The following is a 14,069-nucleotide window of genomic DNA, read 5'->3' on the forward strand; positions in this document are numbered from 1 at the left end:
CTTTGGCAGCTCGAGCGGTACGATTGGATGTTCAGTCATAATATCGTGTTCCTCCGTATTCAATTGTTAAGAACAGTATATGACTATTGAACAGAGGTCGATAGATACCGCGCTATTGGGCGCTTACGTCAAAGTAGCCGACATCCCCGGTCCGGTAGCTTTGGACTCCCGCTTCATTCTTGAAGAAGGCTTCCTCGGTCTTTTCCGGATTGTTGATGTAGGCCTTGGAGACTGACGGGCCGGAAATGATCATTTCCCCGCTCTTGCCATCGTCGCCCTTGGACTTGTCGATCGTGATCCGGGTGTCTTCCTTGACCCGGCCGATTGGCAGGCGGTCATATTTGGCCAGGACTTCATCCGTAATTTCAATCTGGGTCACGGCCACGGTCGTTTCCGTTGGGCCGTAAGTGTTGAAGACATGGCTGTCCGGGAAGCGCTGCTTGAGCATTTCGACTTCCTTGTGCGGCAACTCTTCCCCGCAGAAGAGGAAGTGGCTCAGGCCCGGGTGGTGGGCCGCGTCAAAAGTCCGGTCCAGGAAGCACATCTGCGCGAAGGAAGGCGTTGAGACCCAAACATCGATTTGGGTTTCCGGCAGGGCCTTGAACAGGGCCCCGAAGTTTTCCGTAACTTCATGCGGCAAAACGACCAGCTCCCCGCCGCTGAGCAGGGCCGGGTAGATGCTCATGACCGACAGGTCGAATGAGTAAGGGGCCTGGGCCAAAAAGCGCGGGTGGTCTGGCAGGTTAAAGTCCGCCAGTTCCCACTTGACGAAGCTGACCAGGTTGTCGTGACTGATCTGGACCCCCTTTGGCTTGCCCGTGGTCCCGGAAGTACAAATAATGTAGAAGTTTTCATCCCCGGAAACGAACTGGCTGTCATCCAGCTGCCCCTTGGGACTGGCAGGAACTTCCTCCGGCTTGATGACCGTCAGGCCAGTCAGGTCGGCCTCCGGCAGCTCGTCAATGGCGATAATGGCCGGTGAGCCTGAAACCTCGCGCACCAAGGCGATTCTTTCCGCGTTGGAGTAGTTGGCAATTGGCACGTAGCAGTGCCCGCTCTTGACGCAGCCCAGGAAGCAGGCCAGCATGTCAAAAGTCTGCCCGCCCCAGATCATGACCGGTGCCTTGGCTGGCACTTTTTCAAGCAAAAGCTCGGCCCAGGCGTCAGAGCGCTGCTTCAACTCGCCGTAAGTGTTCGTTTTGCCCAAGTAGTCATAGGCCAAGCGGTCCGGCTCTTGAACGGCAATCTGGTCGATTGCCTTGATAATATTTTTCTTCTCCATCTGATATAAACTCAACTTTCCTTAAAACTCGTTATAGATAAACCCAGCCGCGCCGATCCCGCAGTATTCGTAGAGATAGATCAGGCCCATTATGACCAGGAAGTAAAACAGGGTCTTCAAGATGAATCCCCTGAAGATTTTTCCACGTGATGCCGTGACGGCACCCTGCTTCTCGTTACCTTTCATCTTTCACGTTCCTTCATACTACTGCCGCCCCTGCTATCCCCAGGAGCAGGAAAAAGCATTGATTAATTTCAATCTTTTTCAATAACTATTTCAACTATCCAACTTACGTTATTTTAAACCTAAAGGCCGCCTTTGTTTACATGTTTTGGCGTGCTAATGATAATCTTAAACTTTTTATATACATTTGCCAGCTATTTCCTATTTCCAGCCAGCCTTGCGCTCGCCGTGGTAGGCAAAAAAGAGCGGAATCGCGGGCACCACTCCGATAAAGAAGAGGGCAACCCAGGCCATTTGCAAGACGTAATTGGGCCTATGCCACTTCTCGCTGGTGGCCGTCGCCAGGACGAAGGCGGCGTAGATGGCAATAAGGCCAATCATGATCAAAAAGAAGACGTCCCTGGTCCACTGGTAGTAGACCAGCATCACGCTAGCCGGCAAAAGGCAGGACCAGCCTGCCAGGCGGACGTCGATGAGGATTTTTCTTTGGATATCCATATATGCTTGTTCCTTTGCTGTACTTGTGTTTTTTTCTTAATTGTTGTCCAAAAGGGCATTGATGTTGACGGACAGGGTCCGGTCCATCACCGTGATCCGGGGCGTCGCGTACTCAGCCGAGCCTGATTCAAAGAGACAGATCAGCTGGCCGTTGTAGGCAATGATCTGTTCCAGATATGGCGGCATGGTTACGACCTGCTCGGCATTTTTTTCATCCAGGTTCTTGATGGCCGTGACCGGGAAAATATAGAGGCGGGAGTCCTTTGACCCATAGGACTGGCTCAGGAAGATCTTGTTTCCGTAAATGGCCAGACCCTGGATCTGCTTGTTCATGGACGTGGACCCGTCTGGGTCAGACCAAGCCACGGAGTCGTTCACGCTGGTGATCTCACTGGTCGTGATCGTGTTCTTGTACTTCCCGCTGCGGGCAATCTTGTAGCTGGCCACCTTGCCGTGGCCATCTTCATTGAAGTAGCCCACGAAGAGCTGGTCGTCATAATAGGCCAGCGTGGAGGCCTTAACGATCGAGGTGATCGGAATGTCGACGTCGTACTTGATGGCTTCGCCGGCGCTTTTGTTGGTCGTGACGTATTCGATCAGCTTGGCCAGGGAAAAAGACATCAAGGCCGACTGATCGTCCTTGCTCCCGGTAATCCAGATCTGCATCCCTTTGGGATCATAGGCGATCCCGCCCACGTGCGGCCGCCCCGGCAGGTGGATGGTTTTCAGGTACTTACCGGTATTCTTGTCCAGGACGTAGATCACGGACGCGTGGGTATGATTGGCATCGTAAGCCGTGATCAGCATGTAGTTGTAGGCGATCGCGATCCCCTGGGGGGTCATGGCGTCAGCCGCCGTCACCCGCTTTTTCACGTAGTCGTAGGCTGGCGTCTCAGCTAAGCCGGGAATGACGTAGTCAACCCCAACCGTCGTTTGGGCGGGCGTCTCGTACGCGGCCCGGTAGACGAAGCCATAGTGCTGCTTGAGCCCCTCATGGTAGGCATCCAGGTTGTGCCAGGCGGCACTGGTACTGGTCCCGTCCCCAGCCAGTTGCACCTTGGGCCGGGATCTGAGCATTTCCTGGTGCTGCTCCCATTTCTGATAGTAGGGATAAGCCCACTTATAGCCAACGAAGACAAAGGCCGCCAGCAGCAGCAGGCTGAAAAAAACGTGCAGCAGTTTTCTATGCAGCTGCTGCTTCTTCCGCGTCTGCAGCTTGGCGGCTTGCTTAGCCCGGTCAGTCGGCTTTTTTTCCTTGCGTCCCACGATTTTCACCCCTTCTGGACAGATTAATACCTCTATCTTAAGAGAAAAAGCGGAAAAACAAAAGTTTTTGCGATTTTTTTTGCAAAACATCACACTTTGTTCACAATTTTGGTATAGTATTGATAATGTAACAAGCGAGAGCTTGTTACTACACTCAACTTTTTGTTTTTCATTCATACTCCTCCAAAGTAAATGAAAAATATCGACTGACTCCATAGTCGATTCATATCTATCCCTTTCGGCTCACGTGCGTTGCGTGAGCTTTTTTGTTGCCTGGGCGAGTTTCACGTGAACCGGCCTTTGGCGTCTTTACAAATCTTCAACGCTTTCTTTAAGCTTTATTAAGAAATTCCAAACCTTTTATTGAGAATTCTCGGGTAGTATATATCATGTAACGAGCAAGAGAACTCGTTACGAAATACTCCCACTTTTTTATTTCATTCATTCTTACTCCTCCAAAGTAGATGAAAACCAATTAGGTCTGCAATAAGTGCAGGCCTTTTTATTTTTTCCATTTGCTTTATACTTAATTTGGATCGCGAAAATTTCACAGAAGGATAAATCAAAAATCAACATGTTTTCACCAGCCATACAGAGACTCATCGAAAGCAAGTCGGGCTCTTTCATGATCCCTGCCAGCAAGATCGCCTGCGTCTCGGCCGACAACCCGCTCTTCCATGCCTTCTTGATCCTGACCAAGGTCAAATACGCCAAGGTCCCGGTCTTAGACCACGGAAAGCTGGTCGGCCTCCTGAGCCTGGCCATGATCACGGACAAGATGCTCGGGGACCACAAGATCGACACTGACGTCTTGAATCACTTGCAGGTCAAAGACGTGATGCAGAAGGACTACTTGGCCCTCAACGTCACCCAGAAGAGTCTGGAGGACCAGCTGCACCTCCTGGTCGACGCCAACTTTATCCCAATCGTGGATGACGAAGGCATCTTCCAGGGGATAATCACCCGCCGCGAATGGCTCAAGGCCTTCAACTACGTCGTCCACAACTTCGACGAGGAGTACGTGGCAATCGAGAAATCCCGCATCGTCAACCTCAACCAGGCTGACGTTCCTGATGAGTCCAACCAAGTTCAATAAGAGATGAAACAGAACCGTTTCTGCATTGTCATTATTACAGGAACGACTTACAACACCCATCTAATCAGATGAGTGTTTTTTTGATTTCGCGGCGTTTTTTTCATGTTCTTTTCATCGGACAAAAAGCCCGTCGTGTCGCCTTTTTCAGTCCGCTTTCATTTCATTTCTTTTTGCCTGGAATATGGTAAAATTGACTTGTGTAGAATATAGAAATTTTTTCATGGGATATAGAGCTATTTATTGATATCTAGGAGGATTAGGTAACATGAAACGTCAATGGAAATTCATTGTCGTTCTCGCTATCGGGGTCATTGGCCTTTTGGCCGACTTCGTCTTCCACATTGATCTTGTCACTGAGGTCTTGATCGATATTGCCGGGGTCTACATTGCCGTATGCCTGGCCATGGAAATGATCAATGACGTCAAGGAAGGCCACATGGGGATTGACATTCTGGCCCTGATCGCGGTCGTATCGATGATGATTACGCGCGACAAGTGGGCCGAATGGATGATCCTGGTCATGTCAACCGGTGGCGAAACCCTGGAAGACTACGCGACCGGACAAGCCAACAAGGAGCTGCGCGCTCTTTTGGACAAAAACCCACGCGTTGCCAATAAGCTGGTTGACGGCAAGATCGTTGAAGTCAAGGTCGATGACCTGCAGATCGGCGATCAAGTCTTAATCAAGCCGGGTCAGCAAGTTCCTGTCGACGGGAAGATCATCGATGGCTCATCGCAATTCGACCAATCATCGCTGACTGGGGAATCAGTCCCAGTCGACAAGTCGGTCGGCGATGACCTGATGTCAGGCTCTTTGAACGGGGCCACGGCCGTCACGATGGAAGTCAAGAAGCTGGCCAAGGACTCAGAATACCAGTCGATCGTTGCCCTGGTTAAGTCTTCAGAAGCCCAGCCGGCCAAGTTCGTTAAGATGGCGGACCGCTACGCGGTGCCATTCACCATTATTTCGCTGATCATCGGGATCGCTGCCTGGATAACTTCCGGCAGCTTTACCCGCTTTGCCGAAGTCATGGTCGTTGCTTCGCCTTGCCCGCTTTTGATCGCGGCGCCAGTCGCCATGGTCGCCGGAATGAGCTCCATGTCCAAACACCACGTCATCGTCAAGTCCGGGCCTACCCTGGAACAATTGGGCCGGGCCAAGACTTTTGCCTTTGACAAGACCGGGACTTTGACCCAGAACCAGCTGGTCATCCAGGAAGTCATTCCAGAAGCTGGCTTCACTAAGGAAGAAATCCAGTCAGACGCGGCCAGCCTAGAAACCCAATCAGGCCACATCATTGCCAGCTCACTGGTCAAGGGGACGCCAAAAGACTGGATCAAGCCAGTCAACGACCTGCAGGAATCAACTGGCAACGGGGTCAGCGGGACCGTCAATGGCAAGCTGGTCAAGGTCGGCAAGCTGGCCTACGTTGCCCCTGATTCCGGCGTCAAGAAGGCGCCAACGACTGCCGTCTACGTCTCAGTTGACGGCAAGTACGCCGGCCACATCACCTTTAAGGACCAGCTGCGGCCAGAAACGCCAGCTACCCTGGCCCGCCTGCGCCGGCAAGGTGCCAAGCACATCATGATGCTGACGGGGGACAACCAGGATGTCGCCAACGCGATTGCTGAAGCCGCCGGGGTCGATGACGTCCGGGCCGGCCTGCTGCCAGCTGAAAAAATCGAGGCCATCAAGGGCGTCAGTGAAGACAACCGTCCAGTCGTCATGACTGGGGACGGGATCAACGACGCGCCTAGCCTGACCGCCGCTGACGTCGGGATCGCCATGGGCGCCAAGGGGGCTACTGCCGCCAGCGAAAGCGCCGACGTAGTCATTATGACTGACGACATCAGCAAGATCAACGACGCCGTGGCCATTTCCAAGCACACCATGAAGGTGGCGGAAATCGACGTAATCACGGCCATCGTCGTGGTCATCCTGCTGGAGCTGGTGGCCTTCACCGGCTTGATCCCAGCCTTCTGGGGCGCCGTCTTGCAGGAAGCCGTCGACATGGTGACGATCTGCCTGGCCCTTTTGGCCAAGACTGAGCCTAAGAACCCTAAGCAAACGGGACTTGCCGCTTAGCCAAGTCAGCTGATTTGCAAAAAATTCTCTTTCTTGATAAAGTATTTATTACCAAAATTATCAATACTTTTATCAGTGGTTGGAGTTTACGAAAACTTTCAAGAATCTGCTTCTTTGGGTCAAGAAGCCTTCTTGGAAGTTTTTTATTTTGCCTTTAATTTTCCGCTGGCCTTTTCTACAATGAAATTAGCACTGAAACTTAATGAAAGAACTCCCAACCCGCAAACGAAATGGAGGGAATTATGGAATTTATTGGTCAACTTATTCTTGTCTTGCTGATGACGACCTTGCTAGGGCAGGTCTTTGCCCGCTTCAACTGGCCACCGGTCATCGGCCAGCTCTTGTCCGGGATCGTCCTGGGCCCAGCCGTGCTGGGCTGGATTCACGTCAACGAGACCATGACGCTTTTTTCCGACATCGGGGTCATCCTGCTGATGTTCCTGGCAGGGATGGAAAGCGACCTGGACCTGCTCAAAAAGTACTTTAAGATCAGCTTCACGGTCGCGGCCGTTGGGGTCCTCCTCCCGATCATCTTCATCGGCGGGGCCTGCCTGGTCTTCAAGATGAAGTTCCTGGAAGCCCTGTTCATCGGGATCGTCTTCGCGGCTACCAGCGTATCGATCTCCGTTGAGGTCCTCCGCGACACCAACCAGCTGCAGACCAAGGCCGGCACGACCATCCTGGGGGCCGCCGTGGTTGACGACATCCTGGCCGTGATCACCCTGAGCCTGTTCACGACCTTCAGCCACGAGGGCGGCAAGTCCGGCTTGACCAGCAACTTCTACTTGAACCTGCTCTTTGAAGCCCTCTTCTTCGTCTTTGTCTGGGTCGTCTACAAGTACATTGCCCCAACCTTCATGAAGCTGGCGGAAAAAATCAACGTCAACTACTCAGTCGTGATTGCCTCCCTGGTTCTGGCCCTGGGCCTGGCCTACATCGCGGAATTCGTCGGCCTGAGCGCCGTGGTGGGCGCCTTCTTCGGCGGGCTGGCCATCCGGCAGACCAAGCAGGAAAAAGAGGTCAACTCCTCCGTTTCCGCCATCGGCTATTCAGTCTTCATTCCGGCCTTCTTCGTCAACATTGGCCTGTCCATGACTTTTGCCAGCATCGGCAAGGACTTCGTTTTCATCGTCGTAATGACGGTCCTGGGCGTTTTGTCCAAGTTCTGGGCCGGCAAGTACTCCTCTGAAGTCTTCGGCCTGTCCCGGATGGACGGGAACATCGTCGGCGCCGGGATGGTTTCCCGGGGTGAAGTGGCCTTGATCGTCGCCCAGATCGGGATTGCCCACCAGCTCTTCCCGAAGGACATCTACTCCAGCCTGATTTTGGTCATCATCCTGACCACGGTGATCTCCCCGATCATGCTGAACCACTTCATCAAAAAGAGCCAAGCCGCTTAAGGAAAAAAGACTCTAACGAATAAAAAAGGCTTCTAGAAGTGAAAAACTTCTGGAAGCCTTTTTATGTATCTCATTTTCCAATGTCATTAAGTTAAGGTATTGCACTGCCGCGTTTTTCTCAGGCTCTTTTTTAAATAACGCTCAATGTATTCCACATAATGTGCGTCAGCATGGAGTAGCGGAGGTCGCGGGTAGTCATGTAGACCCAGCCCAAGACGCAGCCCATCATCCAGTAGACGAGCAGGAAGGGCGAGAAAGTCGGGTCATGAACGTAGCCAAAGGCGAAGCCGGAAGCAACGATCGCAATCCACTTAACCCAGCGGGACTTGTTGTTGAAGAAAATGTTGATGGCAAAGCCGCGGAAGATCAGTTCCTCGCAGACTGGTCCCACGAAGACCACCATCACGTTGTAAGTCGGCCCCGCCGCCTGCTGGAGCGTGTCCAGGTCCTGCTGGTTGGCCGAGGTCCCGCCGCCGATCACGGACATGATCAGCGTGTACAGGGCCATCATGATCAAGAAGCCCAAGGCGCTGACCCCTAACTTCCACCAGCTGAAATATGGCGGCTGGTTAAAGCCCCACTCGTTCTTATCCGCCAGCTGGCTCTTGTAAAGAAAGGACGCGAACCAGAAAACCAGGACGGTAAAGAAAGCCAGGACGAAGGCCTCCGCGTGGCCAAAGTTGAAGACGCTGGGATAAAAATAGAAATTCTGCAGCGTGCTGTAAAGCTCGATCACGACTGCCAGTTCAATCAAATAGAACAAATAGTGGCCGATTTTTTTCACAATTGTCACCTTCATGTCAAAAATTAACTTTCTTCCATTATAATAAAGTTTAGCCGATTTACTATGAATAAAGGATGAACTATCATGCCTGCAACCTTAAATAATTTGCTGTTTTTCTTCAGTCAAAACCGCACTTTCAGCTACTTTACCGTCCTGGTGGCCCTGGCTTTGATCACTTTTCTCTTTTCCTGGCTCACTGAGCCGCGCAAGCTGATCAACGGGGTCTTTTTCACCTTCTTCATCGCGGCCTTGGCGGCCTGGTTCACCTTTCTGGTCTACGCGACCAACCTGCCCAGCTTCCGCAAGGCCTACCTGGCCGTGGGCGTCGCCCTGGTCGGGGCGGTGGCGGCCATCGTCTTCTTCTCCTGGGTTCTCCTCCTGTGGAACTCCTACGTGGTCTTGAAGCACGAAAGCCACACCCTGCCCAACCTTTTGACCCTGATCCTGGCCATTGGCATGCTGGCCGTCTGGATTTTCATCTTCCTCACCCACATCAACCGGTCCACCCCGGCTTGGGTGCAGCTGCTGCTGGACATCGTGCCCAGCCTGGCGGTCTACCTGGCAGCCATCATGTACAACTTCTTGATCAACCTCCTGCTCTACCAGATCGTACCGCGCCATTATAAGGCCGACTACCTGATCGTGCTGGGGGCTGGGCTGATCAACGGGGACAAGGTCTCCAACCTCCTGGCGGCCAGAATCAACCGGGCCATCCAGTTTGCCGTCCACCAAGTAGAAAAAGGACGCAAGATGCCCAAGATCATCATGTCCGGCGGCCAAGGCCCCAATGAAACGACTTCTGAAGCGGCCGCGATGGCCAAGTACGCTGAAAAAAGGGGCCTCGACCCCAGCCTGATCCTGCTGGAAGACCAGTCTAGAAACACGGAGCAGAACATGGAGTTCTCCCGCCTGATCGCGATTGAGGACTTTGGCAGCGATGACTTCAACGCCACCTTTTTCACCAGCAACTACCACCTCTTCCGGGCCGCCATCTATGCCAAGGAGGCCGGCTTAGAGGCCAATGGGGTCGGCTCCTACACCCGCCCCTACTACCTGCCCAATGCCATCCTGCGCGAATTCGCGGGCATCTTCGTCAAATACCGGACCCGGCACTTCACGGTGATGGCCTTGATCATCGCGGTCTACATCGTCCTGGCCATCTGCAGCGCCGTGGGCGTGATCTGATCGTGCCCGCGGGCTTGACTAGATATCCTGTAAAAAGTTATGCAAGACTACTATATCTTGTGTAACTTTTTTCTTTGGCAAAAAAATTCAAAAATTTTGCCTGGCCTGACCTCCGGCTTACTCCCCCATGAGTTGGTCCTTGCTATAGTTTTTTAGCAATAAGCCCGCGAGCTTGATCTGACAGCCACTTGATCTTGTGGAACATTTTGACAGAGCCACTAAATATTGATACGATCTTGTACGTGACAAATTTAAGGGGGATTCTATTTTGAGCAATAAATTCAAGCAACTTTTAGCAAGCAGCAGCATTATCGTGGCCGGCCTGGCTTTGACGGCCTGCTCCGGGGCCAAGCAAAACGGGGGCAGCTCCAACAAGAAGAGTTCCGCCAGCGTGGCCTTGATCACCGACATCGCCGGGGTTGACGACCACTCATTCAACGAGTCCGGCTGGGAAGGGATGGTCGCTTACGGCAAGTCCCAAGGCCTCAAGCGCGGAACCAACGGCTACCAGTACTTTGAATCCAGCTCAGCTTCTGACTTCACGCCCAACATCAACCAAGCGGTCGCGGCTGGCTACAAGACCATCTTCGGGGTCGGCTACTCACTTAAGGGCGCGATTGCTTCGGCAGCCAAGAAGCATACCGACAAGAACTTCGTCATCATCGACGACGTGATCAAGGGCCAAAAGAACGTGGCTTCCGCCAACTTCAAGTCCCAAGATGCCTCCTACATGGCTGGGGTAGTTGCCGCCCGGACCACCAAGACCAACGTGGTCGGCTTTATCGGCGGGGTTCACGGGGACATCGTTGACTTGTTTGATGCCGGTTTTGCCAAGGGCGTGCAGGACACGGCCAAGAAGATGGGCAAGAAGATCACGATTTTGAACCAATACGTTGGTTCATTTACGGCCGCTGACAAGGAAAAGTCAATTGCCAAGGCCATGTTTGCCAAGAAGGCGGACGTGATCTTCCACGCTTCCGGTTCAGCTGGCCAAGGCTTGTTCAGTGAAGCCAAGTCAATCAACGAAGGACTGGCCGCCAGCTCCAGCAAGAAGGTCTGGGTCATCGGGGTCGACTCTGACCAATCAAATCTGGGCAAGTACAAGTCCAAGGACGGCAAGAAGTCAAACCTCTGCCTGACCAGCGTTATGACTGGGGTCAACGTAGCGGTTAAGGACATTGCCACTAAGGCAGCCAAGGGCAAGTTCCCAGGCGGCAAGCAGCTGGTTTACGGCTTGAAGCACAACGGGGTCTACTTGACCCGGGGCTACGTCCAGGCTTCAGTTTGGAAGCAGGCACAAACTGCCCGCAGCCAGATTCTGGCCGGCAAGATTTCAGTACCAAGCCACCCAAGCAAGTAGTTAGGTATTAAAAAGGAGGTACGCGGATGCGCGTACCTCCTTTTCCGTTTGTTTTTTCGCCCCCAGTTTGACTCAACCGGAGCCATTTTTCCGTTTTTTCGCCCCCAGTTTGACTCAACCGAGCCACTTTTTCCGTTTTTTCGCCCCCAGTTTGACTCAACCGAGCCACTTTTTCCGTTTTTTCGCCCCCAGTTTGACTCAACCGGAGCCGATTTTCCGTTTTTTCGCCCCCGGTTTGACTCAACCGGAGCCGATTTTCCGTTTTTTCGCCCCCAAGTTGACTCAACCGGGCCACTTTTTCCAAAAATTTGCCCCCAAGTTGACTCAACCAGTCTCGGTTGACACACTTTGGGGGCAATTCTCGACAAAATCCAGCTCAGTTGACATACTTTGGGGGCTTTTTTCGGCAAAAATCAATCCGGTTGACATACTTTGGGGGCTTTTTTCGGCCAATTCCAATCCGGTTGACATACTTTGGGGGCTTTTTTCGACAAAATCCAGACCGGTTGACATACTTCGGGGGCTTTTTTCGACAAAAATCAGACCGGTTGACATACTTTGGGGGCTTTTTTCGGCCAAATCCAATCCGGTTGATATACTTTGGGGGCAGATTTCGACAAAAATCAGACCGGTTGACATAAGAATTGCCTTAAATAATCTAGGGTTAACCTTTGATTTCTGCTGTTCGTAAGCCGACGCGGTCATTCGCTTAGAGGGCTTAGGAAATGCGTCAGCTAGCTCCTTGTTCAAGCAGTTTCCTTGCATGGCAAGAGTGGTCTTAATGAATGTCTTAGCATCCAGTTTTCTTTTACGCGTGAAGTCTTTGCTTGGATGATAAACAAAGTAATTGATGCATTTGGCAGCCATGTCTGTAACAGAATCAAGCTGTCTTAGGACTTGATGCTTCTTAGTCATAAAAATACGCCACCTTTGATAAAATCTCTAACCAAAGATAGCGTAAAACGGTTTCAAAAATTAAGCAGAAAAACACTCATCAAACTTAGATGAGTGTCCTAAAGCATTCCCCGTTCAAAGCTAATGCCTTAACTTAATGACATTGAGCAGGAGCTCAGAGATTTTTTGCGTATCAGGCGTTTTTTTCGCGGCCAGACTGGAGCAAGACCAGGCAGAAGATCACGAGGAGGATAATGGCGCCAGCTGAGAAGTAGAGGGCCACGCTGCTCTTTACCCGGCCTTCAAAGAAGCCCAGAACCATAGCCATGATCAAGGTCAAAAAGATGCCCACGAAGCGTAGCAGGGCCGTGCTCCGTCCCTGATAGGCAGCGGGAGTTTTCATGATCCGGCTGGTTTCCAGGTAGGTGTAGACGGGGATGCCGGTACCAAAAATGCTGCCAAGCAGGAGGCCGAAAATAAAGGGAGAAAGTTGGCGGCCTGCCCCGCCGCTTAGGTAGGTTGCCCCGGCAGAAAGGACGATCAAGGCAAGGACAGAGAGCTTTTTGAGACCAGCAGGCAGGCTGACCACAGCCCGGTTGAGGCCAGCACCAACAGCCACGGCCAAGATGATGCCCAGGCCAATCACCAGGATTGACTTGAATTTGGGATCATAGCGGCCGATTTTTAAAATTACCAGGCTCATGACCAGTTGGTTCCGGCAGGTAAACAGGACTTCAGCAGCAAAAATCAGGGCGATGCCTTTTTTAAAGACGATGCTGACTGATTCACGGATGTCGCGGACCAGGATGGAAAAGCTGAAGCTGGGCTTAGCATCAGCAACAACCTGATCAGCCGATACCCGCAGCCAGATTAAGAGGGCCAGAAGATAAAGGACAGCACAGAGGTAGAGATAGTTGGGCAAAGCCACAAAGCTGAGGGTCACGAAAACCAGCAGATAACCGACAATTGAAGCGATAGAGTTCAGCGAGCTGATCCCCTGCTGCACCAAGGGGATGGCCTCCCTGTTCTCCTTGCGGACGATATAGACAGTTCTGGAGGCGTTGTCGAACTCACTGATAACAGAAATAACAATGTCGACAACAATCAAGACGCCGATGAAGGCCGCCTTGTCCAGGTCAAAAATCAGTGGCGGAAGCAGGCTATTCCAGAAAGCAAGGTGGTAAAAAAGAGAATCCGCCAGGCACCATGCTGGTCAACGAAGCTGCCGATAGCCAAGGCAAAGGCCACACTCACGGCAACGCTGATGTTGTTGACCAAACTGTTGACCGCGGGGCTGGAGACGTACTCCTGGACTATGAAGGACAGGGCCACGCTATAGATGCTGGCGGCCAACATGATCATTCCTTGCGAGGAATTAAAGGGCAGGGTCGGAATTTCTTTTTTCATTGTTCACTCACCTTGTTTTCACTTTTCATTCTTTACTGAAAGTATACTCCTTTTTCACTTAAATGGTATTTTTTCTATAAATTGGATATAAAAAGTACTGAACAGAAGCTCAGCACTTTTTCATCTATTAAGCTTTTCTCCCGGCTTTAACAGACCAAGTGACCAGGAGCAAGCCAGCGAGAAACATCGCTTCCGGCAGCAGCATGCTGGACAAGCTGAAAGCAGCATCCCGCAAGAAGTAGAAGGCCAGCAAGGCACTGATGATCAAGACGGCTGCAAAATCGCGCCAGTCTTCGCTGGTGAAAGCTTGCCGGTCCTTTTTGACAAACATCATGACCAAGCCGGCCATCCCCAGCAGCAGATAGAGAGCCGCGATCACCAAAAGCACCAGCGCCGTTTCAAACTCTTCCCTGGCCAGCATCCCTTCAACCAAGAGCAGACTCCCGCTTGCCAGAAAAACCACTGCTAATTTTCGCCAGCTAAAAGTCACCGGCAATTGCTTAAAGCCACTCAGCAGCATCCCGCAGCCGATCAGCAAATTTACCAAAAACAAGCTATTCATTTTCTTCCTCCACCTTTACATCCGAACTATCCTTTCGGCCTAATCAGAATTATAGTTTCAGCGCAA

General features: G+C 52.0%; 14 protein-coding genes, 1 pseudogene and 1 other annotated feature. Of the genes and pseudogenes, 5 read left to right on the forward strand and 10 right to left on the reverse strand.

The annotated features are described in order from the left end of the window. Positions 1-127: 127 nt before the first annotated feature. From dltA to FYJ62_RS08165, 4 genes and pseudogenes are all read right to left on the reverse strand, one after another. Positions 128-1,282, reverse strand: a pseudogene (gene dltA / locus FYJ62_RS08150) (D-alanine--poly(phosphoribitol) ligase subunit DltA); the annotation flags it as partial. Positions 1,283-1,303: 21 nt separating this feature from the next. Continuing rightward, complete coding sequence (locus FYJ62_RS08155) at positions 1,304-1,468, reverse strand: teichoic acid D-Ala incorporation-associated protein DltX (RefSeq protein ID WP_154549201.1); 165 nt, start codon at positions 1,466-1,468, stop codon at positions 1,304-1,306. Between the two features lie 198 nt (positions 1,469-1,666). Beyond that, the gene (locus FYJ62_RS08160) at positions 1,667-1,963 is read right to left on the reverse strand and encodes a hypothetical protein (RefSeq protein ID WP_154549202.1); all 297 of its coding nucleotides are present in this window, start codon (positions 1,961-1,963) and stop codon (positions 1,667-1,669) included. Positions 1,964-1,999: 36 nt separating this feature from the next. Then, the gene (locus FYJ62_RS08165; RefSeq protein ID WP_154549221.1) at positions 2,000-3,178 is read right to left on the reverse strand and encodes a YncE family protein; all 1,179 of its coding nucleotides are present in this window, start codon (positions 3,176-3,178) and stop codon (positions 2,000-2,002) included. Positions 3,179-3,803: 625 nt separating this feature from the next. Between FYJ62_RS08165 and cbpB the strand changes: the two genes are divergently transcribed. The 3 genes from cbpB (at position 3,804) to FYJ62_RS08180 (ending at position 7,811) form a co-directional block, all read left to right on the forward strand. Continuing rightward, the gene (cbpB, locus tag FYJ62_RS08170) at positions 3,804-4,325 is read left to right on the forward strand and encodes a cyclic-di-AMP-binding protein CbpB (protein ID WP_154549203.1); all 522 of its coding nucleotides are present in this window, start codon (positions 3,804-3,806) and stop codon (positions 4,323-4,325) included. Between the two features lie 265 nt (positions 4,326-4,590). Further along, a complete protein-coding gene (locus FYJ62_RS08175; protein ID WP_154549204.1) occupies positions 4,591-6,411 on the forward strand; it encodes a heavy metal translocating P-type ATPase in 1,821 nt (606 codons plus the stop codon). Positions 6,412-6,488: 77 nt separating this feature from the next. Further along, positions 6,489-6,539 (forward strand) — a sequence feature (sodium ion sensor (DUF1646 type); this cis-regulatory element may regulate processes involved in with the transportation of sodium ions). A gap of 114 nt (positions 6,540-6,653) precedes the next feature. Continuing rightward, complete coding sequence (locus FYJ62_RS08180) at positions 6,654-7,811, forward strand: cation:proton antiporter (protein ID WP_154549205.1); 1,158 nt, start codon at positions 6,654-6,656, stop codon at positions 7,809-7,811. 130 nt (positions 7,812-7,941) lie between these two features. Here the strand turns inward: FYJ62_RS08180 and FYJ62_RS08185 are convergent, their stop codons facing one another. Next, positions 7,942-8,610 (reverse strand): CPBP family intramembrane glutamic endopeptidase, encoded by a 669-nt coding sequence (locus FYJ62_RS08185; protein WP_154549206.1) that lies wholly within the window; start codon positions 8,608-8,610, stop codon positions 7,942-7,944. Positions 8,611-8,679: 69 nt separating this feature from the next. On the opposite strand from FYJ62_RS08185, the gene FYJ62_RS08190 reads away from it, so the two are divergent. Together FYJ62_RS08190 and FYJ62_RS08195 are read left to right on the forward strand one after the other, a co-directional pair. Beyond that, entirely contained in the window at positions 8,680-9,780 is a 1,101-nt protein-coding gene (locus FYJ62_RS08190) for a YdcF family protein (RefSeq protein ID WP_154549207.1), read from the forward strand. A 265-nt stretch (positions 9,781-10,045) separates the two neighbouring features. Next, complete coding sequence (locus FYJ62_RS08195) at positions 10,046-11,140, forward strand: BMP family lipoprotein (protein WP_326832023.1); 1,095 nt, start codon at positions 10,046-10,048, stop codon at positions 11,138-11,140. A 7-nt stretch (positions 11,141-11,147) separates the two neighbouring features. On the opposite strand, the gene FYJ62_RS10655 is transcribed toward FYJ62_RS08195, so the two are convergent. The 5 genes from FYJ62_RS10655 to FYJ62_RS08210 form a co-directional block, all read right to left on the reverse strand. Next, on the reverse strand, positions 11,148-11,444 hold the full coding sequence (locus FYJ62_RS10655) for a hypothetical protein (RefSeq protein WP_195837418.1): 297 nt from the start codon (positions 11,442-11,444) through the stop codon (positions 11,148-11,150). Positions 11,445-11,464: 20 nt separating this feature from the next. Beyond that, positions 11,465-12,055 (reverse strand): hypothetical protein, encoded by a 591-nt coding sequence (locus FYJ62_RS10660; protein ID WP_195837419.1) that lies wholly within the window; start codon positions 12,053-12,055, stop codon positions 11,465-11,467. A 172-nt stretch (positions 12,056-12,227) separates the two neighbouring features. After that, positions 12,228-13,142 (reverse strand): hypothetical protein, encoded by a 915-nt coding sequence (locus FYJ62_RS08205; protein WP_229771876.1) that lies wholly within the window; start codon positions 13,140-13,142, stop codon positions 12,228-12,230. Positions 13,143-13,177: 35 nt separating this feature from the next. Continuing rightward, positions 13,178-13,441, reverse strand: coding sequence for a hypothetical protein (locus FYJ62_RS10840; protein ID WP_229771877.1), 264 nt, complete (start codon positions 13,439-13,441; stop codon positions 13,178-13,180). A gap of 127 nt (positions 13,442-13,568) precedes the next feature. Further along, a complete protein-coding gene (locus FYJ62_RS08210) occupies positions 13,569-14,003 on the reverse strand; it encodes a hypothetical protein (RefSeq protein ID WP_154549209.1) in 435 nt (144 codons plus the stop codon). Positions 14,004-14,069: the final 66 nt, after the last annotated feature.

Source organism: Lactobacillus porci (genome assembly GCF_009695985.1).
Lineage (GTDB): Bacteria > Bacillota > Bacilli > Lactobacillales > Lactobacillaceae > Lactobacillus > Lactobacillus absianus.

Coding starts and splice junctions, on each gene's coding strand:
- FYJ62_RS08155 (WP_154549201.1), bottom strand. CDS start 1,468: ATGAAAGGTAACGAGAAGCAGGGTGCCGTCACGGCATCACGTGGAAAA.
- FYJ62_RS08160 (WP_154549202.1), bottom strand. CDS start 1,963: ATGGATATCCAAAGAAAAATCCTCATCGACGTCCGCCTGGCAGGCTGG.
- cbpB (WP_154549203.1), top strand. CDS start 3,804: ATGTTTTCACCAGCCATACAGAGACTCATCGAAAGCAAGTCGGGCTCT.
- FYJ62_RS08175 (WP_154549204.1), top strand. CDS start 4,591: ATGAAACGTCAATGGAAATTCATTGTCGTTCTCGCTATCGGGGTCATT.
- FYJ62_RS08180 (WP_154549205.1), top strand. CDS start 6,654: ATGGAATTTATTGGTCAACTTATTCTTGTCTTGCTGATGACGACCTTG.
- FYJ62_RS08185 (WP_154549206.1), bottom strand. CDS start 8,610: ATGAAGGTGACAATTGTGAAAAAAATCGGCCACTATTTGTTCTATTTG.
- FYJ62_RS08190 (WP_154549207.1), top strand. CDS start 8,680: ATGCCTGCAACCTTAAATAATTTGCTGTTTTTCTTCAGTCAAAACCGC.
- FYJ62_RS10660 (WP_195837419.1), bottom strand. CDS start 12,055: ATGACTAAGAAGCATCAAGTCCTAAGACAGCTTGATTCTGTTACAGAC.
- FYJ62_RS10840 (WP_229771877.1), bottom strand. CDS start 13,441: ATGAAAAAAGAAATTCCGACCCTGCCCTTTAATTCCTCGCAAGGAATG.
- FYJ62_RS08210 (WP_154549209.1), bottom strand. CDS start 14,003: ATGAATAGCTTGTTTTTGGTAAATTTGCTGATCGGCTGCGGGATGCTG.